We start from the raw sequence: 21,766 nt of genomic DNA, 5'->3' as shown, positions 1-21,766 counted from the left end.
GACGCGTTCAGTGGCAAAAATGCGAAGTATGGTGCACATTAGGGTCTTCACAGCTCGTGCATAGAGCAGCTGTCTGCCTTTAGAACGTGGTAAGATAGCTATCCACGAGCGGGGTTTATCCCGCGTGTTCCTTGAAAAGTCGACGGTTATCGGGTGTTTGCAGGCCCGATACCATCCAGACTTTCCCAACATTCGGGGGCGACTGGTTTCGACACGATAGCTCTGAGAGAGGAAGCAAGCCGAGGTCTCCTCGCCTCGTTAAACAGGGGTACCGTCAAATTGAATTGACAACAACTCTTCTTTTGAGCCTATGGCTCTCGCTGCTTAGTTTATAGCGGCGCGTCAACCCGGTGATTTCCCCGACACCGGCGCGACGTCATGTTAGGGGAATGCTCCCGCGCACGTAATCGGTATGGCGCGGGCTAAGACCGAACCGGTTGGGATGCCGCGAGCGTGTCGCTGCGCGCAAAGCGTCCGAGACTAAACCAGCGACTGAGCTTGGAGATGCCAATCAGGGGGCTTTCGTGGACCGGAGTTCGATTCTCCGCGCCTCCACCAATAGCTACAGGCAGGTAGGTAAACGCACCTACCTGCTTTTTTATTACTTATAGATACCGCGGAGAACCGAACTCTGTGCAGGGCGCGGGCGTAAAGAAAACGCGTAAGCGTTTTTAGCCCGCGGGCGAGGACGCCGGCAGGCGGCCGAAGCCGGCGCGTATTTGCGAAGCAAATACGCGGATTCTCCGCGCAAAGCCTCGACCCTATATAGATGCGATGCCGATCGGATGACAGCCGGCAACGCCCTGCGCCAGCGTCATCCCCGCACCGCGGAGAATCGAACTCTATACAGGGCGCGGGCGTAAAGAAAACGCGTAAGCGTTTTTAGCCCGCGGGCGAGGACGCCGGCAGGCGGCCGAAGCCGGTGCGGATTTGCGAAGCAAATACGCGGATTCTCCGCGCAAAGCCTCTACAAGGTGGAGCAGTCAATTTGGGACGGGGCTATTTTAGCTACCCCTATAAGCCAGTCGATATTAGTTCCGGTTCCCAATAATTCGTCGACAGTCAAAGGGCAGCTAAAATAGCCCCATTACAGTTTGAGTCGTCCGAAAGGGCGGCTCTTTTCCGTTGCACGGCTATACGATTGAGCCGTACCGGTGGTCGCTGGCCGACCGCCCCGGACGGCCGTCAGCCCCTGCCCCGTAGAGGGCCCGGGACGTGTTGCCGCCGGGGCGGGAGGGGCCGCGGGGAACGACTGATAGAGATGTGCCGGGCCCGGACCGGGCCACGGCCGGGTAATGTGGGTGTCGCTTCCGCGGCTAACGGCCGGCTCAAGGGAGAGGATACACCATGCCTGCAGCAGAGACGCCCGTGGCGTACCTGGGGATCGACGTCGGGAAGAGCTCGCACAGCGCGTGCGCGCTCGATGCGGGAGGGGGCGTCGCCTTCAGGGCCGAGCTGGCAAACAGGCCCGACGACATCGACCGGCTGCTCGAGCGGGCCGGCTCCGGCGCGCTGGTCGTCGTCGACCAGAAGCGAAACATCGGCGCGCTGGTCCTCGCGCGCGCCCATGCGCACGGGAACCCCTGCGCCTACCTGCCCGGATATGCCGAGAAGCAGGCCCGCGGGATGTTCCCCGGCACCGCGAAGACCGACGCCATCGACGCCGAGGTGATCGCGCGCACCGCGCTCGGCGTGCCCCGCGCCCTCAGGCCGGCGCCCGAGGAGCCCGAGGGGGCCGCCTCGCTGCGGATCCTGTCGTCGCAGCGCGAGTTCGCGTCGTCCGCCAGGACCCGCGCGAAGAACAGGCTGCGCGCGACCCTGCTCGAGGCCGACCCCGCGCTCGAGGGCGCGGTCGACCCTTCGAGCCGCTGGCAGGTGTCGATGCTGGCCGAGTTCGGCGGGGCCGCCGGGTGCTCGGCCGCCGGCTGGCGCAGGTTCTCGAACGCCGCCAGGCGCGCGGGCGCCCCCGCGGCGGGGGCCAGGAGGCTCTGGGAGGCGCTGCTGGCCTCGTCGCGCTCGGGAAGGCGGCTCCCGGCCGGCGAGGACGTCGCGGTCCGGATGCTCGCCCGGGAGATAGCCTCCCTCGACGCCGACATCGAGGAGCTCGACTCGCTCGTGGCCGACTCGCTGGCGGGCGACGAGGTCTACGAGTGCCTCCTCACGGTGCCCGGGATCGGCCCCAAGACCGCCGCGGCGCTGGTGACGTCGATCGACATATCCGCGTTCAGGGGGCACGACGAGCTCGCGAGCTATTGCGGCGTGGCGCCGTCAGACAGGCGCTCCGGGAGCAGCATCAGGTCGACGTCGCCGCAGCGCGGCGGGAACAGGCAGCTCAAGAACCTGCTCATATTCAGCTGCAACTCCCTCATCGGCACGGACAACAGGTTCGGGAGGTACTACGGGGAGTGCAGGGCGAGGGGGATGAGGCACAGCAAGGCGCTGAAGGCGGTCGCGAGGAAGAGGCTCAAGGTCATATACGCGATCATGCGCGACGCCGTCCCGTACGCGGCCTAGCGGGCGGCGGGATCAACCGAAGAGGAAACCGAGCGGGGGCGCCAGGCGCCCGGATGCGTCATGCCGAAATGGCGCGAAGCACGCGGTTGACAAAACTATAGAGACACGTCCCAAATTGACTACTCACGTTGACGCCTCAAGCGGAAGTTGCATCCCAGAATCTACGCTCAGAATGGGATGCATTTTCCGTATAGGTTGTTGGCGGAAAGTCCATCCCGGAATCGCCCCCCAGAACGGGACGTGCTTTCCGCCAGTCGCCCCGTCCTCCTCAACTCCAAAACCCATGCGCTCTCCATCTCAAAACTGGGTAGAAGAAGGCCAAAACGAAACAGTAGGAGGTCAACATGACGGCAGAAGATAAGGCAAAGAACGCCGGCAAGGTCGCGCTCGTCTTGGAGGGCGGCAGTTTTCGCGGGCAGTTTACCGCGGGCGTGCTCGACATCCTCATGGAGGCTGGCGTCGAGATTCCGGCTGTCTACGGTGTATCGGCCGGCGCCCTCAACGGCGTGAACTACAAGTCGCACCAGATCGGCCGTGCCAACCGCATCAACCTGGCTTTCTGCAACGACAACCGCTTCATGGGCGCCGCATCGTTTGCCTCCACGGGTTCCATCGTGGGTTACGACTTCATCTTCAACGATGTCCAGGACCGCTTGGATCCCTTTGACAACGAGGCATTCGACGCGAGCCCCATCGAGATGTACGCCGTCGCGACGGACATGCTCTTTGGAACCGCTGCATACCTGCCGGTCAAAAGCGCCGTGCTCGACCTCGATGCCGTGCGCGCCTCGACGTCGCTGCCGCTGGTGACGCCGCCGGTCGAGATCGACGGGCACAAATACGTCGACGGCGGCGTAGCCGATTCGGTTCCCATCGAGCACGTGCTGGAGGAGGCCGGCTTCGATCGCGCGGTTGTCATTGTCACGCAGGACCGCTCGTACGAGAAAAAGCCCTACGAGTTTATGCCTGCCGCACGCGCCCGCTATGCCGACTACCCCTATCTGCTCGAGGCTATTGAGACGCGCCACGACCGCTATAACATCCAGCGCATGCATCTGTGGAAGTATGAGCGCGAGGGCCGCGCGCTGGTCGTTGCCCCGCAAAAGCCTGTCGAGGTCGGTCACGTCGAGCACGATCCGGCAAAGCTTCTCGACCTGTATATTCAGGGTCGTCAGGAGGCAAAGCGTCTGCTAAGTGATATCAAGGCATTTGTCGAGCGCTAGCGTCGCGACATCATTACCGATGGACGACATGTGCAGAAAGTCTGGTCAGAGCCAAAATACCTGTTGACTCGGGCGACGGGCGGGGTAATATGGACGGGTTACTTGCAGAGCCCCGTGAATCTCTGTAACAACACGTACTGTACATGGAGGAGTCTAAGTGATTTCGAAATCGACTCACTACGCCAAGCAGGGCGAGGTCCAGCGCAACTGGGTTCTCGTCGACGCCGATGGTGCTGTCCTGGGCCGTCTTGCCACCCAGATCGCAATGATCCTGCGCGGTAAGAACAAGCCCCAGTTCACGCCCAACAGCGACTGCGGCGACTTCGTTGTCGTCATCAACGCCGATAAGGTCCAGCTTACCGGTAACAAGGCCGACACGAAGACCTATTATCGCCACAGCGGCTACAACGGCGGCCTCAAGGCTGAGAGCTTCCACCAGGCTATGGAGAAGCACCCGGAGAAGGTCATCGAACGCGCCGTTCGCGGCATGCTGCCCAAGACCACCCTCGGCCGTGCCCAGATGACCAAGCTTAAGGTCTACGCTGGTGCCGAGCATCCGCATGCTGCCCAGAACCCCACGAAGATTGAGCTGGAGGCTTAAAGATGGCTGAGAACACCGTTGTCTACCAGGGTACCGGCCGTCGTAAGAACGCCGTCGCCCGCGTCCGTCTCGTCCCCGGCACCGGCAAGGTGACTATCAACAAGCGTGACGCCGAGCAGTATTTCGGCCGTCATCAGCTCGTTGAGAACGCCCTTGCTCCCTTCAAGGTGACCGATACCGCCGGTCAGTTCGACGTTATCGCTCTGTGCGATGGCGGCGGCATCTCCGGTCAGTCCGGCGCTCTGCGCCTGGGCATCGCTCGCGCTCTTCTGAACGCTGGCGACTACCGTGCTGACCTCAAGAAGGCCGGTTTCCTTACGCGCGATGCTCGCGTGGTCGAGCGCAAGAAGTACGGCCTCAAGAAGGCCCGCCGCGCTCCCCAGTTCTCCAAGCGTTAAGGTTTTTCTCCTTACGAGATACAATGTACAAGCGGGGCCTGCCGATTGCTCGGCGGGTCCCGCTTTTCTTTATCGACTAGGGTGGGCGAGTGCGTTTTGCCCACTTGGGAAGGAGCGATCCTATGCCCCAGAACATCTTTGGCACCGACGGCGTCCGTGGCGTCGCCAACGCCGACCTCTCGTGCGACCTCGCGTTTCGCCTTGGCCGTGCGGCGACCAAGTTCCTTGGTCCGGACATTTGCGTTGGCCGCGACACGCGTCTTTCGGGCACCATGCTCGAGAGCGCTCTGACCGCTGGCATTATGGCCGAGGGCGGTCGCCCGCACTGCTGCGGCGTTATCCCTACGCCGGCCGTGGCGCTGCTCACCGTCCAAAACGAGCTCGACGGCGGCATCGTCATCTCCGCTTCGCACAATCCGCCGGAGTTTAACGGCATCAAGTTCTTTAGCCGCAAGGGCATGAAGCTTCCCGATGCCGTTGAGGAAGAGATCAGCGCCTGGGTCATGTCCGAGGAGGCCATGGCTGCCGACACGCTGCCGACCGGCGCCGGTGTGGGCCACATCATCAAGATGAAGGATGCTCGCAAGGCATACGTCGACCACGCTATCAGCACCCTCGACGGCCTTAAGCTCGACGGCCTGGTCGTTGCCGTTGACTGCGGTCACGGTGCTTCCTGCCAGACCACGCCTGCCGCGCTTCAGCGTCTGGGCGCCACGGTCCACGCCATCAATACCGACTACTGTGGCACCGACATCAATGTCGAGTGCGGCTCCACTCATCTTGAGCCCCTGCGCGAGCTCGTGCTGCGCACCCACGCCGACATCGGCCTGGCCCACGACGGTGACGCCGATCGCGTGCTGTTCGTGGACAGCGAGGGCAACGAGATCGATGGTGATTACATCCTGGCCATCTGCGGCTCTGACCTCGCCGCTCGCGGCAAGCTCGCCAACTCCGAGATCGTCTCGACCGTTATGTGCAACTTGGGCTTTTCCATCGCTATGAAGGAACAGGGCTTTGAGATGGTGCAGACCGCCGTGGGCGACCGCTACGTGCTGGAGCGCATGCTCGCGGACGGCGCCGTTATCGGCGGAGAGCAGTCCGGCCACATCATCTTCCTGGAGCACAACACCACCGGCGATGGCCTGGTGACGGCGCTGCAGCTGCTGGCCGTGCTCAAGCGCACTGGCCGCACCCTCACCGACCTTGCCGGCATCATGAAGAAGTACCCGCAGGTGCTCGTCAACGTGCATTCCGACAACAAGGCCGGTCTGGACGATTGCCAGCCCATTTGGGACGCTGTCGCTGCCGCCGAGAAGGAGCTTAACGGTCGCGGCCGCATTCTGGTGCGCCCGAGCGGTACCGAGCCGCTGGTTCGCGTGATGGCCGAGGCCGAGACGCACGAGCTGACTCAGCGCGTCGTTGACGACATCGTCGAGGTTGTCAAGCGCGAACTTCCCTAATGGTCAAAAACCAATGCCAAGTGGTAAACTAGTAAGCTGGTTTTGATTATTGGTATGTCCAAGGGGGAGCATGTTCACTAAAGTCCTAAGGTCTTTTGGTATGCGTGGTCGAGTCCTTACGCTGGATGCTCCCATCTCGGGCGATGTCATTCCGCTTTCCGAGGTTAACGACCAGACGTTTGCCACTGGCCTTTTGGGCCAAGGCGTTGCCATTCGGCCTACGGGCACGCGCGTGATTGCACCTGCGGATGCCAAGATCGAGGCGATTTTTCCAACGGGACACGCCGTTGCGCTCAACACGGTCGATGGCTTGGATGTTTTAATCCACGTTGGACTCGATACCGTTCAGCTTGAGGGCAAACACTTTACCGTGCATGCACAGGTGGGCGATATCGTCCATAAGGGCGATGTGCTTATCGAGTTTGAACGCGAGGCAATCGAGGCCGAGGGCTACGATGTGACGGTTCCCATTTTGGTGTGCAACTCTGTTGAGTTCTCGAGCATCAAGGGCTCCGTCGGCGAGCATGTCGAGGAGATGGATCAGCTCATCGTCGCTCGCGAGCGCTAACTCGTTCGCTTGCCCTTTGGCCTACAATTCAAACACGTTTACGGAGGGCGCCCTTGAAAGAGGGCGCCCTCCGTGGCAAGATGAAAAATGTCCGAGGCTAAAAGGCTTCGGGTCACCGTGGACGGGCAGGGGCCTCGACGCGGCTAGACACGAGATACATACATTACGCGACCTCGCCCTGGTGGCCGCACACGTTGGTTGCGGCCGACGCAGGCCGCGGGCAAGTGCTTGTAAGGGGAGCCTTGCCTCTCTTCTACGAGAAAGGATGCGTAATGAAGATCATTAAAGCTAAAGACTACGAGGATATGAGCCGCAAGGCCGCCAATATCATCTCGGCGCAGGTTATCCTTAAGCCCGATTGCGTGCTCGGTCTTGCCACCGGCTCCACTCCGATTGGCGCCTACAAGCAGCTCGCCGATTGGTACAAGAAGGGCGATATTGACTTCTCCGAGGTCAGCACCTATAACCTGGACGAGTATCGCGGCCTTTCGCACGATGATCCCCAGAGCTATCACTACTTCATGCGCGAGAACTTCTTCGATCACATCAACGTCGATCTGAATAACACGCACGTGCCCGATGGCTCCAACCCCGATGCCGCCGCTGCCTGCTCCGAGTACGATAAGATCGTCGCTGCCGCCGGTTACCCGGATCTGCAGCTGCTCGGCATTGGTAATAACGGTCATATTGGCTTCAACGAGCCCGATGACCACTTCTCCAAGGGTACGCACTGTGTCGACCTCACCGAGAGCACCATTCAGGCCAACAGCCGCCTGTTCGATAGCATCGACGACGTTCCCCGCCAGGCTTACACCATGGGTACCCAGACCATCATGTATGCCCGCATGATCCTGGTCGTCGCCAACGGCGAGGCCAAGGCTCAGGCTGTTCACGATATGTGCTATGGCCCGGTTACGCCCGAGTGCCCGGCTTCGATCCTGCAGCTGCACACCAACTGCGTCGTCGTTGCCGACGAGGCTGCCCTTTCGCTCTGCGAGTAGTACAATCCGAGCGATTTGTTATTACTTTGTTACAGGCTCCCGTTCTGCGGGGGCCTTTTTTATTATGCATATGCGGGATGGCGGCTAGCTTATAGACTCATGGGCCCTTATGCTGCATCCGTCCGCAATATCTGCCAGCGGAATCAGAATGAGCGCGGGCTTTATGGTGTGCATAACATTAGCTTGCCAAAAGCTTGACGGTGGTGCCTCGTATAGTGTGATGCATTCTCTAGCATATTCTATTCAAAAATGCTACTAATGAGTCGCAAACGGTAGCAGCGCGTAGGCGAGTTGCGCAACAAAATATTACAAGCCCCATTGCGTTACACTGCCAAATGAGTGGGACATGCTGGCAAGCGCATTGACCTGCGCAAAGACCGGTTGGTTGGGGGAAAAGTTTCAATCGGCGCTCGCTGAACAAAAACTTGCCAAATGCGAACCGAAAGACAACCTAAAACTCTGCGTCGTTCGATTTACGGGATGGCTTGGGCTGTCTTGCGATTACGGTGTCCATGTGGCCGAGGTAAGGAGCGAGCATGATGAACGGGCTGAACGATACGGACGATCTCGAATTGGCGCCATTGGGCACAGGTTATATGGTCCGACGTGATCGCCTGATGAGCGAGTTGATTGTCAAGGGCCGCAAGGCGGGCATTGTGTTGCTCTATGCACCAGATGGGTTTGGGAAAACATCGATATTGCTTCAGTACACTCAGGAAGTCAAAAGCGACCCGACGCGCGGTCTGGTACGAATCATCGAGGCTGACCGCGCGATTGCCCGCGAGGTGTTTATGCAGCTCGAAGTGGTCACAGATGAACTTGAGGACAAACCGCGATCGTTGATTGCGATTGATAACGTCCCCAACCTCGATCAGCAAGATACCGAGGAGCTTATCGATCGAATTCGAGGCCTGCGCACTATGGGGATCGGGGTCTTTGTCACCTGCCGCCCCTCAAATCGCCAGTTGATTCGCGGGCTGGGTGACTCGGTCAAGATCAATGCGCAGATGCTCAAGGTGCATGCCTATGAGTATTCGGCTTGGGCATCGGCGTTCTCGATTAGCACGTCGCTCGATTTTTACCAGCTCACACAGGGTGTTCCCGAGTTGGTTTCGGCTATGCAGACGGGGCTGTACGGAGAGGGCGACGTTGCCAGCTTGCTCGAAAACGAGATTGTCAACGTATACGGTGCGGCACTTGCCGATATGGCATCAATCGATAACGGCGCCCTATTTAACGTGGCGTGCGTGATGGCCCTGATGGGCGAGGGCAAGATTGCGGAACTTGAGGCATGCGGTGTCAGGCTCTCCATGATCGATCAGTCCTATCTTGTTCGTGATTATCCGATTTTTGGTGTCGATCCGGTCGACCGAAGCTTTACGTGTATGGGCACCGAGGATAACGCGCGCCTGAGATTACGAAAAATGGTTGCGGAAATTCGTCCAGAGCTCGTTATGCGCGCGGCACGCATTCTGCTCAAGGCGGGCCGATGCGATGCTGCGATGGATTTGGCAGATGCCTTTTTGGATCGCGACGCCGTCCTTGAGCTTGCTGGACAGTATGGTGTCGATTTGGCTCTGACTGGGCATGGAGGGGATGTCTGTCGCGCGGTACTGAGGACGACGGATGCCGACAAGCCCGCGTTGGAGCCGACGCCCACCGAGGCACTTGGTGTCTATTTGGCGGCGGTAAGCGTTTCGAATACTAAACTGGCCCGGTATATGGCCTCGATTGTCGAACATGCGAGCGCACAGTCGGTCCGCGAGATTGATTTGGTTTCTTGGAAAGTCGCCCAGGTGCTTACGGTCGTCTGTTATGGAGATTGCGAGCTTGGGCTTCCAGCCAATCCTGCGCTTCCAAAAAATGAGGCATCTTGTGCTGCGCTCGATATGCTGTCGGCGCATATCGAGGTTAAGAGCCGGCTGACCGAACAGGCGAAAGACGGCGCAGCACTTTCGGGACTCAAGGCGAACAAGGTATATGATTGCGAACTCGATATTGCAGAGATTCTCATACGGGCAGATCGGATGTTGGCGGAGCTCTTCGATGGGTCCTTTATGGGAATCGATGAGCGTGACGACGAGATGTCTCGAACACGGGAGGCACTCGATGCTCGTGGGCTTAAGGCACCGGCTGTCTGGGTGCGTATGGTGCTGGCGGCACGGCGTCTGCTTGCAGGCCTGCCAATGACTGACGATACGGCGTTTAATGAGCTCGATCGCTTTGCCGTGCGCGTGCGTGACAATCAAATCCAGCTGTTTGGCCTGCTACTCGAAGGCTGGCAGGCGCTCGCCGAGGGGCGCCCGGTCAACGCGAAGTTCCGCGCGGTCCAGGTACTCAAGCTTGCTGACGAGTCGATCGCATACATGCGCGACAACGCGTTGCTGTTGGAGCGTGCATCAAGCCTTCGCAATACGTCGATGGTGTCGGTACGAGAAGAGGCAGAGCTGCTCGACCTAAGTCGGACACAAGTCGGCGGCGCGGAGGCTTGGGCCGTAGCGCTGCATTTGGCGTCTGCGGGCCGTGACAGCGATCTTGCCGCCTGGATGTCTATGAATCGTTCTGGGATTCTGGAGCCAGCGTATCGGCTGTTTGCACGCCTTGCGATGCATTGCCTGGGCGAGCCTGCTGCCAAGATTCGAAAGAAGCTCCCGGTGCGTGAGCTATCGCGATATTCGCTGCGCGACGATTTGGAGGGAGAGAGCGAGCGGCTGTTCCAGGTCGGCGAGGTCGAACCCGTCGACGCTATCGATCATATCGAGATTCGCATGTTTGGCGCGTTTCGTGCCGAGCGCGACGGATTTCCCATCACAGACAAGATGTGGCGTCGTAAGAAAGCGGCAACGCTTGCCGAGCGGCTTGCGTTGGGTATCGATTCGTTTGTCGATCGCGAGACCTTGGCTATGGAACTGTGGCCACATGCCGAGTACAGTAGCGCCCGTAACAACTTGTATTCGACTGTGTCACGCTTACGATCCGCTTTGGGACCCACGCCAGATGGCAAGTCGTGCGTCCTGATTCAAAACGACTGCCTTGGCCTCAACAGGGATTACGTTAAGACCGATGTGAAGCTATTTGAGCAGATAAGCCGCGAGATTTTGGGTAATCGCACAAGAGTGCGTGGGCCTCACCTGGTCGAGCTGTGTCTTAAGATCGAACAGCTCTATACCGGACCGCTGTATATCCCCAACGGTTGCAATCCGACGTACTTTTTGCGCATGCGCCGCATCATGCAGTCGAAGTTTATCGACTGCATGATAGTGGGAGCAAGCGCTGCCTTGGAAGAAAACGACCTGCAGTCGGCAATCTGGCTGGTAGAAGCGGGGCTACGTCAGGAGACCGCACGCGAGGACATGGTGCGATGCGCCATGCGCGTGTACGGAGCGGCGGGGAGACGCCGCGATATCGTCGAGCTCTATAGCGGGCATATCCATCATCTTAAGGAACAGGTCGCAGGCGTTCCCGAGCCCGAGACCAAGCGTCTCTACGAGCGTCTGGTCGAAAGCAGGGTCAACCGACCGTTCATTGAGCGATAAAAAACGGGCGCCCGCATCATTCGGACGCCCGCAGGCTTGCTCTGTGTGAACCGATCGGCCCTTAGACGAGCTTGATCTTCTCGATATCCTTGCGCGAGGACTCTCGATACAGCGAGAACTTGCGGCCGATAACCTGAACGACGTCGGCGTGGCAGCGCTCGGCGAGTTCCTCGGCGGCCTCGCGGGCAAAAAGGCTGGAGCCGTCCAGCACGGAGCACTTAACGAGCTCGTGCTTTTCCAGGTAGGCGGCCGTCTGCTCGACGGTACCCTCGTTGACATCGGACTTACCGATGATGATGGCGGGGTTGAGGTGATGGGCCATGCTGCGAAGCTGCTTGACCTGGGCTCCTGTCAGTGCCATGGGATCTCGCTTTCTATGTATGGGGCGCCCCGCGATGGGGCCTTAATCTACGTGAGCTGTCCCACGATAGCGCAGGAACGGCGCGGTGTGGAGCGCGTTTGCCAGTTCGCAAAGAATGCGGATGCCGGGCGGGTAGACGATGCATGCTTTAGATGGGCTACGGTCGGGGCGCAGAGACCGGCTCCCAGGCAATGAACGCCCATCGGACCTTGCGGATGTGGTCGAGCATGTAACGTCCCTGCGGCACGCCCTTGGATCCCGGCTCGCCGGCATGGGGGTTCTCGATCATATGTTGGGCGATATAGTCGCGCAGACGATCGATCTTATCCTCGTTGCCATGCTCGAGCATACGGGAGAGGTCTGCCACGGCGGCCTCGAGGCTATCGAAGGTGTCACGACGGGGCGATTCAAAATACGTGACCTGCGGTAGTGCACCCATCTGAATAAGGATGTTAAAGGCGTACACAAAACCATTGCTACGGGTAACCGAGGCGCCGATGGCATTCATCACGTGCAGGTCATAGCGCGGGCTGGAGTTGGCGACCATCGTGACAGCACAACGCCGCCGAGCCGTACGGTCGAGCTTGGCAAGCGCGCCTTTTAGGTCGTTCGTAGTAACCGAGCGACTCGCAAAGGCAACATCTACCGCTTTCGCGACCGGTCCAACCAAATCCCAGTCATCATCCCAAGCAAGCTCAAGCGGTGTAATGCGATCCTCGAGCCCATAGTACTCAATGCCGACATCAAGCGTGCCCAACATAGCAGGGGAAAAATCAGCGGCAATCACGGGATGTCCAGCCTGAGCAAGCGGAATAGCAATCGACCCAGCCCCACACCCCATATCGAGCACCGACTCGCCGGGCTCAAGCGCCAGCAGCTTTATAAAATCTCGGGCGTAGGGGGCAGTTTCCAGTGGACGAAAATGCCGAGCACGTTTGTCCCACTCAAAAGAATCATCAGCCCGCCGCCGAGCAGCCTGTAGACGCATCCATTCGCCATTCCAATCCGCAGAAAGAAGCTCAGATTGAATTACACCATCAGCCACGGGCCATCCCCCTTACAACAAAAAAGCGGCCCCTCCCAAAAGAAGAGCCGCAACAAGCATATATCAGAAAAAGAACCGTTCCAACGCCAAACCGCCGCACCAGCCAAGTGGTGCAGGAGCGAAGCAACTGCAACCGGGATAGAACCCAACTGAGGTCCCGTTGTGCGGGAGCCCCGGTGAGGGCAAATATATAAGGTCGATCGCGAGTTCCGCACGAGCCGGAGAGCACTTAATGTGCTCTCCGTGCGAGTCAGGACTGTCCGAGCAGGCGACCTTATATATTTGCCCTCACCGGGGCTCCCGCCCGAACCCTTCAGCTAGTTCTTGAGCGAGTTCAGCGGTGCCGGGAAGCGTCCACCGCGGTGGGCAAGCACGGTGCCGGCGTTGGGGTTCACCGGCATGATGGGCGCACGGCCAAACAGGCCGCCATACTCGACGCAGTCGCCCACGCCCTTGCCGATGGCGGGGATCACGCGCACGGCCGTGGTCTTATTGTTGATGACGCCGATGGCCATCTCGTCGGCGATAATGCCGGCGATAGTCTCGACCGGGGTGTCGCCGGGAATGGCGATCATGTCCAGGCCAACGGAGCACACGCAGGTCATGGCCTCGAGCTTCTCGAGCGAAAGCGCGCCGGCCTCGACGGCGGCGATCATGCCGGCGTCCTCGGACACGGGGATAAAGGCGCCCGAGAGGCCGCCCACGCTGGAGCTGGCCATGACGCCGCCTTTCTTGACGGCATCGTTGAGCATGGCGAGCGCGCAGGTCGTGCCGGGGCCACCGCAGGTGCCCACGCCGATGATCTCGAGGATGCGCGCGACGGAGTCGCCGACGGCAGGCGTAGGCGCTAGCGACAGGTCGACAATGCCCTTCTCGACACCTAGGCGACGGGCAGCCTCGCGACTCATGAGCTCGCCGGCACGGGTGATCTTAAAGGCGGTCTGCTTAATCTTTTCAGCGACTTCCATCATCGATGCGGAATCGGGCAGCTTCTCCAGGGCTGCGGCCATAACGCCGGGGCCCGAGACGCCTACGTTGATGACGGCGTCGGCCTCGCCACCGCCGTGAACGGCGCCCGCCATAAACGGGGAGTCCTCGACCATGTTGGCAAAGCAGACAAACTTGGAAGCACCGACGGAATCCTCATCTGCCGTAAGCTTGGCGGCATCGATGATGGTCTGAGCCGCCATGAGCACGGCGTCCATGTTGATGCCGGCGCGCAGGCTGGCGACGTTGACGCTGGAGCAGACGCGGCTGGTGGTAGCGAGCGCCTGGGGGATGGACTGGATGACGCGGCGGTCGGCGTCGCCGATGCCCTTCTGGACGAGTGCGGAGAAGCCGCCCAGGTAATCGATGCCGAGCGTCTCGGCCGCGCGGTCGAGGGCATGCGCGATGGGGGTGAGGTCCTCATCCTTGCAGCACGCGGCGATCTGCGCCACCGGGGTGACGGAAACGCGCTTGTTGACAATGGGGATACCGTACTCGCGCTCGAGGTTCTCGGCGGTCTCGACCAGATGCTCAGCCGTGTGCGTCACGTGGTCGTAGATCTTCGTGCACATGCGGTCGAGGTTCTCGTCGCCGCAACCCATGAGCGAAATACCCATGGTGATGGTCCTGATGTCGAGGTTCTGCTCCTCAACCATGCCGCGGGTTTCCGCGATTTCTGCGGGCGTGATCGCCATCCTTGCACTCCTATCTGCCAAAACGAGCATAGTCTTGTCTATTCTAACGTGCCGCACGTGCCAAGTGGCGCATGCGGCACGTTTTGGTGCTCGGTTGTTTCCGTTGTGTTACTGCCCAAAGACCTCTTCGGCGATACGAGCGCTTTCGGCGGCGTCCTTGGCGTAGTAGTCCGCGCCGATTTGCTTGGCGTATTCGGGGGTGAGTACGGCGCCGCCTACGATGATCTTGACGCCCGGCACCTCGGCATGAAGCAGTTTGATGGTCTCCTCCATAGCGACGACCGTGGTGGTCATAAGCGCCGAGAGGCCGACGAGCTTGATGTCGCGCTCCCGTACGGTCTTGAGCACCTCCTGCGGGTCGACGTCGCGGCCTAGGTCAAAGACGGTATAGCCGTAGTTATCGAGCAGCATCTTGACGATGTTCTTACCGATGTCGTGGATGTCGCCTTTGACGGTGGCCACGCAGATTTTGCCCTTGTCGGCAATCTCGCCGGCGGGCATTAGACGCTTGATGGTGTCAAAACCCACGCGCGCGGCCTCGGCCGAGGCCATGAGCTGCGGCAAGAAGAACTTTCCCTGGTCAAAGAGGACACCAACCTCGTCGAGGGCGGGGATAAAGTGGTTGTTGATGAGGTCCATGGCGTCGTGGTCTGCCAGCAGACGCTCGGTCTCGGCCGCAATCTCGCCTTTGCGGCCCGAGACGACCATGCGACGAATCGGGTCGTCGTTGCCGTCGGTGCCGGCGGTGCCAGCGGCGGGCACAGTGTCGGTCGATACTGTCTGAGCCGCCGCCGGGTTCGCGGCGATCTTGTACGGATCGGTCCAGCCGGCGTAGCGCTCGATGTACCCGGTCGAGCCCTCGTCCTCAACGCTCAAGACGCGATAGCTGTAGACGGTATCCATAAAGCGCTTGGAGCCCGGGTTCATGATGGGGGCGTCCAGGCCCGCGCCAAAAGCGGCAGCCAAAAAGACCGAGCCCAGCAGCGGGCGGGCGGGCAGACCAAAGCTGATGTTCGACACGCCGAGCGCGCATTTGACGCCCAGACGCTCCTTACACAGGGACATGGCGCGCAGAATCTGTTCGGCTTGGCGTTGATTGGTCGAGGCGGTCATGACCAGACAGTCGATGAGGATGCGGTCCGGTCCGATGCCGTAGCGGGCGGCCTCGGCCACGATGCGCTCGGCGATGGCGAAGCGAGCCTCGGCGGTATCGGGAATGCCGCCTTCGTCGAGCGTGAGGCCGACGACGTTGGTGCCGTAATGGGCGACCAGCGGAAAGATCTCATCCATGATCTGCTGCTTGCCATTGACCGAGTTGATGATGGGCTTGCCGGCGTAGCGGCGCACGGCGGCCTCGACGGCTGCGGGGTCGGTGGAGTCGATCTGCAACGGCAGCAGCGTGGAGCCCTGGAGCTGTTCGGTCGCCTGTTGGATGATCTTGACCTCGTCGATCTCGGGCAGGCCCACGTTGACGTCCAGGATGTCGGCGCCTTGCTCCTGCTGGCTGATGCCCTGGCTTACGACGTAGTCCAGGTCGCCGTCGCGTAGGGCCTGCTGCAGGCGCTTTTTGCCGGTGGGGTTGATGCGCTCGCCGATGACGGCGATCTTGTGGCCGTCACAGGGGAGGTCCACCACGGTCTGGGCGCTTGTGACCGACATGCTGGGCTTGCGGCGGCGCGGACTGGGCGTGTGGTTATCGATAAGCGTGCGCAGCGCTGCCATGTGCGCCGGCGTGGTGCCACAGCAGCCGCCCACGACGCTTACGCCGTCGGCGATCATGCCGGCGACGGCGTGAGCGTATTCGGGGGCCTGGATGTCAAAGACGGTGTTACCGTCGTCGTCCACGTGGGGGAGTCCCGCGTTGGCCTGCACCATAACGGGCTTGTCGGTAACGGTGAGCATGCGTGCGGCGAGCCCTCGGAGCTCGGCCGGTCCCTGGCTGCAGTTGATGCCCAGGACGTCGGCGCCGATGGCGTCGAGCGTGATAGCGGCAACCTCGGGACTCGTGCCCAGGAAGGTACGGCCGTCCTCCTCAAAGGTCATGGTGGCAAAGACGGGCAGCTCGGAGTTCTCGCGGCAGGCAAGGACCGCCGCCTTGATCTCGGCAAGATCTGTCATGGTCTCGATAATAAAGAGGTCCACACCCGCCTCGACGCCAGCGCGCACTTCCTCGGCAAAGAGGTCATAGGCCTCGTCGAAGCTGAGGGTACCCAAGGGGCGAAGCAGCGCACCGATGGGGCCGATATCGCCGGCGACGTAGTGTGCGCCGGCCGCGCGGGCGCAGGCGACGGCGGCGGCAAAGACATCTGCCACGGTGGCGGCACCGTCGAGCTTGTGGGCGTTGGCGCCAAAGGTGTTGGCGGTGATCACATCGCAGCCGGCCTCGACATACTGACGCTGAATATCGGTAATGACCTGGGGCTCCTCAAAGTTGAGCAGCTCGGGCAGGGCGCCGGCCTTCATGCCGGCCGCCTGCAGCATGGTGCCCATGCCGCCGTCGAACAGCAGGTGCCCCGTGCCCTCGATGGCGGCGCGCAGGCGATCGTCCTTAATGCAAAGGTCGTCGATCGTGCGCGTCTTGTACGTGGCGCCCTTGCGGCGGGCGGCATCAACGGGCGCCGCCAGCGCGGCGCCGTCCAGATCATGAGTGATAAGCGGAGTAAACATCGGGGGCTCCTAATGGCTGGAATAGCAGGTGGTGTGGGCGGCGCGGAAGCGGCAGTGCTCGCGCATGCGGCAGATATTGCAGGTGGGGCGACTCTGGGCGTCGTGGACCTCGCCGTCAAACAGGCCGATCACCGCGGTCACGCTCTTGGTGGGCATGAGCAGGCTGGTAGGTGTGACGGTAAGCCCGATGAGCCGCGTGGCGTTGAGTGCAGCCACGATTGAACGCTGAGCCGTAAGCGGGCAGTCGCCGTAGCCGGGACTGAAGCGCCAGTTACCGGCGAGTCCGTGTGCGGCGGCCGCAGCCTTGACCTGCTGGTCCATCTGCTCGACGGCAGCTTCCACATAGGCGGAGCACGCGGCATCGAGCACGGCTCCCTCTAGGGGCTGCTGGGCTCCCGTGGTGCGCAGACGACGCTCGGCGTCCATGCCGAGGGTGCATGCCATGAGCGCGGCAAAGCGGGCGTCTTTGAGATGTCGATAGATATCGCGACCGCGCAGCTCAACGTTGGTTCCAACCAGACGGATGCTGGGCTCTCCCTGCTCGTCCACGCCCATGGCATCGACGGCAAATACGCGGCGCACGCCACGGGGCTCAATGTCCAGCTCAAGGCGCTCGACCACAAGCTCAATACGTCGTGACAGCTCGGGCTCAATCTGCTGGCCGCCGTAACCCAGATACCGCAGCATCTCGGCACGATTGACGCGGGGATGGTGGGCATCATCGATACGGTAGAGCGCCGGCGACGCAAGGTCGGCCGGCACTTCACCAAAAGCTGTATCGATGTGCGGTTTTTCCATTACCCCAGGCGCTCCATAATGGTTGCGGCGATCGCAGGACGATTCATAGTGTACAGGTGCAGGCCGTCGGCGCCGTGCTCCTTAAGGTCGCAAAGCTGACGGGCTGCATAATCTACACCGGCTGCCTGCAGGCTCTCGGGGTCATTCTCGTACTTGGCGAGAATCTTGATGACGGGGGAGGGCAGCGACGCGCCGCACATAAAGACCATGCGGCTGATCTGCGACTTGCCCATAAACGGCATGATGCCCGCGGTAATGGGCACGGTGATACCGGCCTTGTCGGCAAGCTCGCGAAAACGGTAGAAGCACTCGTTATCAAAAAAGAGCTGGGTCACAAAGAAGCTCGCGCCGGCGTCCTGTTTTTGCTTGAGGTATTCGACCGAAGCGTTGAGATTCTCACAGGCAATGTGGCCTTCGGGGTAGGCTGCGGCGCCCACGCAAAAGCCGGCGTCGACAAGCTCGGGGATGAGGTCGCGGGCGTAGGCGTAGTCCGAGGCGGGCTTGTCATCCTCGCTCGCGCCGGCGGGAAGATCGCCACGCAGGGCCAGCACATTTTCTACGCCGGCGGAGCGGTATTCGTCGATCTTGGCAGCGATATCGGCATGCGTGCGACCAACGCAGGTGAGGTGCGCCACCGAGGGCGTATCGAATTCGCCCGTAATCATATGCGCGATGGGGGCGGTGGCGGAGCCGTTGCCCGAGCCGCCGGCCGAGCAGGTGACCGAGACAAAGCTCGGCGAAAGCTTGCACAGATTGCCAGCCAACTCGCGGGCCGTGTCGAGGGTAAGCTCGCCCTTGGGCGGGAACATCTCAAACGAAACGGGCGTGGTGCCCTGGGATGCTGCCTGCTTAAAAACCGCGTCGACGCGCATATCGTGCTCCTTTAGATACATTAGCGTGATGTGTTGTAAGGATTCTACAGCACCGCTGCGCTACGGTGGAGTTTTACTCGCTATTTGGAAATATCAATCGAAGATGCTTCGCTATCGGCATTCCCTATAATAGCGTAGCTAATTTGGAGCTTTTTTACCCCATCAACCAGGTACGCAGGGTAGTCTTTTTGGGACGGGGCTTTTTTAGCTACCCAATCCGGCGCCTCCAAAGCTTGAGACCATATTTAAATAGGGCAGCTAAAAAAGCCCCGTCCCAAAAAGACTACCCGTAAACCATGCGGAGAGGTCTGCAATTTATACAGTTGATTGACTGTTGAGGGTGGCAACATTGCCGCGATGCGGTAACCTCATTGATTAGTTTCGCGACGGCAACATAACGGTAATGTCGCGGAAACACGGCGAGTCTAAGCTATGACTCGTTCGTTAGTAATCAACACCGCTTCTCACGCGGTGCCGATACGAAGGGAGTTCCGTATGGCCGAACTTACTGACCGCTTCGGGACCATGGTGTTCTCTGAGGAAGTCATGAAGGACTACCTCCCCAAGGACATTTGGAATCGCCTTGCTGCAACCCTCGAGGACGGTGAGCCGCTCGACCTGGATGTGGCCAACGCCGTTGCCCATGCCATGAAGGTTTGGGCCATCTCCAAGGGCGCGACGCACTACGCGCACTGGTTCCAGCCGCTTTCGGGCATTACTTCCGAGAAGCACGACAGCTTCCTCGAACCCAACCACGACGGTACCGCTATTACCAAGTTTACGGGAAAGAACCTCATCCAGGGCGAGCCGGACGCCTCCAGCTTCCCCAACGGCGGCCTGCGTGCCACCTTCGAGGCCCGCGGCTATACCGCTTGGGATCCCACCAGCCCCGCCTTTATCAAGGACGATGTCCTGTGCATCCCCACGGCTTTCTGCTCCTACACGGGCGAGGCCCTGGACAAGAAGACCCCGCTGCTGCGCTCCATGACCGCGCTCTCGCGTGAGTCCAAGCGCGTATTGGCGCTGTTTGGTAAGACCCCCAAGAAGGTCGTTCCTTCCGTGGGCGATGAGCAGGAGTACTTCCTGATCAAGAAGGACGCTTACCGCAAGCGCAGGGACCTGGTCATCACCGGCCGCACCCTCTTTGGTGCTGCTCCCTGTAAGGGCCAGGAGCTCGAGGAGCACTACTTTGGCGCTATCCGCCCCACCGTCTCGGCTTATATGAAGGACCTGGACGATGAGCTGTGGGCGCTTGGCATTCCCGCCAAGACCAAACACAACGAGGTCGCTCCCTGCCAGCATGAGCTCGCCCCCGTCTATGGCGAGGTCAACGAGGCCATCGACCAGAATCTGGTCATGATGGAGAAGATGAAGCTCATCGCCTCCCGCCACGATTTGGTCTGCCTGCTGCACGAGAAGCCCTTCGAGGGCATCAACGGTTCGGGCAAGCACAATAACTGGTCGCTTGGCACCGAGTCCGAGAATCTGCTCGATCCGGGCGACACCCCGCTCGACAACCTGCAGTTCATCGTCTTCCTCACCGCGGTGATCGAGGCCGTCGATAACTACCAGGAGCTCCTGCGTGCCTCCGTTGCCTCGGCCGGCAACGACCATCGTCTGGGTGCCAACGAGGCTCCTCCGGCGATTATGTCCATCTTCCTGGGCGACCAGCTTACCGAGGTCGTCGAGAAGATCATCGATGGCAAGGCTTCCGTCCATGCCACGCGCGGCGTGCTCGACCTGGGCGCCGATACCCTGCCCAAGCTGATGCAGGACAACACCGACCGCAACCGCACCTCTCCGTTCGCCTTCACCGGCAACAAGTTCGAGTTCCGTGCCTGCGGCTCCGAGCAGAACGTCTCCGACTCCAACCTGGTGCTCGATGCCGCCGTGGCCAAGTCGCTCAAGTCCTTCGCCGATGCACTCGAGGGTACGCCCGAGGATAAGTTCCAGGACGCCGCGCTCGAGTACTGTAAGAAGGTGCTGACCGATCACCAGCGCATCCTGTTCTCCGGCGACGGTTACTCCGACGAGTGGCCCATCGAGGCCGAGAAGCGCGGCCTTGCCAACAACAAGACCACGGCCGACGCTCTTCCCGCTTTTGTTTCCGATAAGGCTATCGCGCTCTTTGAGGAGACGGGCGTTCTGACCAAGGCCGAGGCTCAGTGCCGCTACGACTGCAAGCTCGAGAAGTACAACAAGCTCATGAACATCGAGGCTACCACGATGATTCGCGAGGCACGTCGTACCTATCGTCCGGTCATTACCGCCTATGCCACCAAGGTCGCTAAGGGCCTTGAGACAATTCGTGCCGCCGGTGCTGAGGCCGCCATGCAGTGCGAGCAGAACACGCTCAACAAGCTCTGCAACGGTATCACCGCCATCAACGACTCCATCAAGGCGCTCGACGCCGTGCATCAGAAGGCCGAGGCTCTCGATGGCCAGGAGCAGGCCAATGTGTATGCACACGAGGTCGTTCCCGCTATGGATACGCTGCGTGCCGCCGTGGATGCCATGGAGGAGATCGTGGCCGCCGACTACTGGCCGGTTCCGACCTACGACGACATTCTGTTCTACGTGTAGGGCATAGCCAACATATCGTCACGGTATTAAGCCGGAGTCCGCATCGCGCGGGCCCCGGTTTTTTGATTGCGAAGGACGCTTTGGAGTCCGTTTTGCCGCCGATTTGCCGGGGTCCGCAACCTGTCGGGTTCGAATCCCGGCATATCGGTAACAAAAAGCCCGCTACTGAATTGGTAACGGGCTTCTCAGATTCTGTGGTGCCCCCAGCGGGATTCGAACCCGCGATATCCACCTTGAAAGGGTGGCGTCCTTGGCCGCTAGACGATGGGGACAGCGGGAAAGAGTATAGCAGACTTTTTTGTCGGCGCGTATATCGTTGGCAAACTGGAAAACCACCACACAGGAGCCTTGATTATCAACTTCATCCGAACACCTCCCACATTCATCCGTACATGTGCGGATGAATGTGGGAACCCGATACCCTGAGGGCCGGATCGGCCGGCCCCGGGAGATCGGA

15 protein-coding genes, 1 tRNA gene and 1 other RNA gene are annotated in these 21,766 nt (G+C 60.5%); 10 read left to right on the top strand and 7 right to left on the bottom strand.

Annotated features, from left to right (window positions below; translation table 11 throughout):
• Positions 1 to 194 precede the first annotated feature (194 nt).
• The 9 genes from ssrA to ACTQ0H_RS06025 all read left to right on the top strand — a co-directional run bounded on the left by ssrA (position 195) and on the right by ACTQ0H_RS06025 (position 11,301).
• Positions 195 to 558, top strand: a transfer-messenger RNA (tmRNA) gene (ssrA, locus tag ACTQ0H_RS06065).
• A 789-nt stretch (positions 559 to 1,347) separates the two neighbouring features.
• Positions 1,348 to 2,514, top strand: a complete 1,167-nt coding sequence (locus tag ACTQ0H_RS06060) for an IS110 family transposase (protein ID WP_154518702.1) — start codon at positions 1,348 to 1,350, stop codon at positions 2,512 to 2,514.
• A 344-nt stretch (positions 2,515 to 2,858) separates the two neighbouring features.
• A complete protein-coding gene (locus ACTQ0H_RS06055; RefSeq protein WP_441547930.1) occupies positions 2,859 to 3,737 on the top strand; it encodes a patatin-like phospholipase family protein in 879 nt (292 codons plus the stop codon).
• Positions 3,738 to 3,894: 157 nt separating this feature from the next.
• A complete protein-coding gene (rplM, locus tag ACTQ0H_RS06050) occupies positions 3,895 to 4,338 on the top strand; it encodes a 50S ribosomal protein L13 (RefSeq protein WP_370450665.1) in 444 nt (147 codons plus the stop codon).
• Positions 4,339 to 4,340: 2 nt separating this feature from the next.
• Positions 4,341 to 4,736 (top strand): 30S ribosomal protein S9, encoded by a 396-nt coding sequence (gene rpsI / locus ACTQ0H_RS06045; RefSeq protein WP_022094634.1) that lies wholly within the window; start codon positions 4,341 to 4,343, stop codon positions 4,734 to 4,736.
• Positions 4,737 to 4,858: 122 nt separating this feature from the next.
• Positions 4,859 to 6,196, top strand: a complete 1,338-nt coding sequence (gene glmM / locus ACTQ0H_RS06040; protein ID WP_427795030.1) for a phosphoglucosamine mutase — start codon at positions 4,859 to 4,861, stop codon at positions 6,194 to 6,196.
• A 100-nt stretch (positions 6,197 to 6,296) separates the two neighbouring features.
• Positions 6,297 to 6,764, top strand: coding sequence for a PTS sugar transporter subunit IIA (locus ACTQ0H_RS06035; RefSeq protein ID WP_427719420.1), 468 nt, complete (start codon positions 6,297 to 6,299; stop codon positions 6,762 to 6,764).
• A gap of 272 nt (positions 6,765 to 7,036) precedes the next feature.
• Complete coding sequence (nagB, locus tag ACTQ0H_RS06030; RefSeq protein ID WP_427747557.1) at positions 7,037 to 7,765, top strand: glucosamine-6-phosphate deaminase; 729 nt, start codon at positions 7,037 to 7,039, stop codon at positions 7,763 to 7,765.
• A gap of 617 nt (positions 7,766 to 8,382) precedes the next feature.
• A complete protein-coding gene (locus tag ACTQ0H_RS06025) occupies positions 8,383 to 11,301 on the top strand; it encodes an AfsR/SARP family transcriptional regulator (protein WP_441547929.1) in 2,919 nt (972 codons plus the stop codon).
• Between the two features lie 61 nt (positions 11,302 to 11,362).
• On the opposite strand, the gene ACTQ0H_RS06020 is transcribed toward ACTQ0H_RS06025, so the two are convergent.
• The 6 genes from ACTQ0H_RS06020 to ACTQ0H_RS05995 all read right to left on the bottom strand — a co-directional run bounded on the left by ACTQ0H_RS06020 (position 11,363) and on the right by ACTQ0H_RS05995 (position 18,726).
• Positions 11,363 to 11,662 (bottom strand): YhbY family RNA-binding protein, encoded by a 300-nt coding sequence (locus ACTQ0H_RS06020; protein ID WP_441547928.1) that lies wholly within the window; start codon positions 11,660 to 11,662, stop codon positions 11,363 to 11,365.
• Between the two features lie 157 nt (positions 11,663 to 11,819).
• Positions 11,820 to 12,707, bottom strand: coding sequence for a methyltransferase domain-containing protein (locus ACTQ0H_RS06015; RefSeq protein ID WP_441547927.1), 888 nt, complete (start codon positions 12,705 to 12,707; stop codon positions 11,820 to 11,822).
• Positions 12,708 to 13,024: 317 nt separating this feature from the next.
• The gene (locus ACTQ0H_RS06010; RefSeq protein WP_441068017.1) at positions 13,025 to 14,389 is read right to left on the bottom strand and encodes a PFL family protein; all 1,365 of its coding nucleotides are present in this window, start codon (positions 14,387 to 14,389) and stop codon (positions 13,025 to 13,027) included.
• 108 nt (positions 14,390 to 14,497) lie between these two features.
• Positions 14,498 to 17,056 carry a homocysteine S-methyltransferase family protein gene (locus ACTQ0H_RS06005; RefSeq protein WP_441547926.1) on the bottom strand — a complete coding sequence of 853 codons (2,559 nt, stop codon included), beginning with the start codon at positions 17,054 to 17,056 and terminating at the stop codon, positions 14,498 to 14,500.
• 9 nt (positions 17,057 to 17,065) lie between these two features.
• Positions 17,066 to 17,854: a hypothetical protein gene (locus ACTQ0H_RS06000; protein WP_441547925.1), complete on the bottom strand. Its 789-nt coding sequence runs from the start codon at positions 17,852 to 17,854 to the stop codon at positions 17,066 to 17,068.
• Positions 17,854 to 18,726 carry a methylenetetrahydrofolate reductase gene (locus tag ACTQ0H_RS05995; protein ID WP_441547924.1) on the bottom strand — a complete coding sequence of 291 codons (873 nt, stop codon included), beginning with the start codon at positions 18,724 to 18,726 and terminating at the stop codon, positions 17,854 to 17,856. The genes ACTQ0H_RS06000 and ACTQ0H_RS05995 overlap by 1 nt, the downstream gene beginning before the upstream one ends.
• Before the next feature lie 495 nt (positions 18,727 to 19,221).
• On the opposite strand from ACTQ0H_RS05995, the gene ACTQ0H_RS05990 reads away from it, so the two are divergent.
• Positions 19,222 to 21,309 carry a glutamine synthetase III family protein gene (locus ACTQ0H_RS05990; RefSeq protein ID WP_441547923.1) on the top strand — a complete coding sequence of 696 codons (2,088 nt, stop codon included), beginning with the start codon at positions 19,222 to 19,224 and terminating at the stop codon, positions 21,307 to 21,309.
• A 195-nt stretch (positions 21,310 to 21,504) separates the two neighbouring features.
• Here the strand turns inward: ACTQ0H_RS05990 and ACTQ0H_RS05985 are convergent.
• Positions 21,505 to 21,581 (bottom strand) — tRNA-Glu (locus tag ACTQ0H_RS05985).
• Positions 21,582 to 21,766 lie beyond the last annotated feature (185 nt).

This window comes from Collinsella sp. LCP21S3_A3, assembly GCF_052118905.1.
In the GTDB taxonomy this organism is placed as follows: domain Bacteria; phylum Actinomycetota; class Coriobacteriia; order Coriobacteriales; family Coriobacteriaceae; genus Collinsella.
This window is presented reverse-complemented; position numbering and strand designations above follow the sequence as displayed.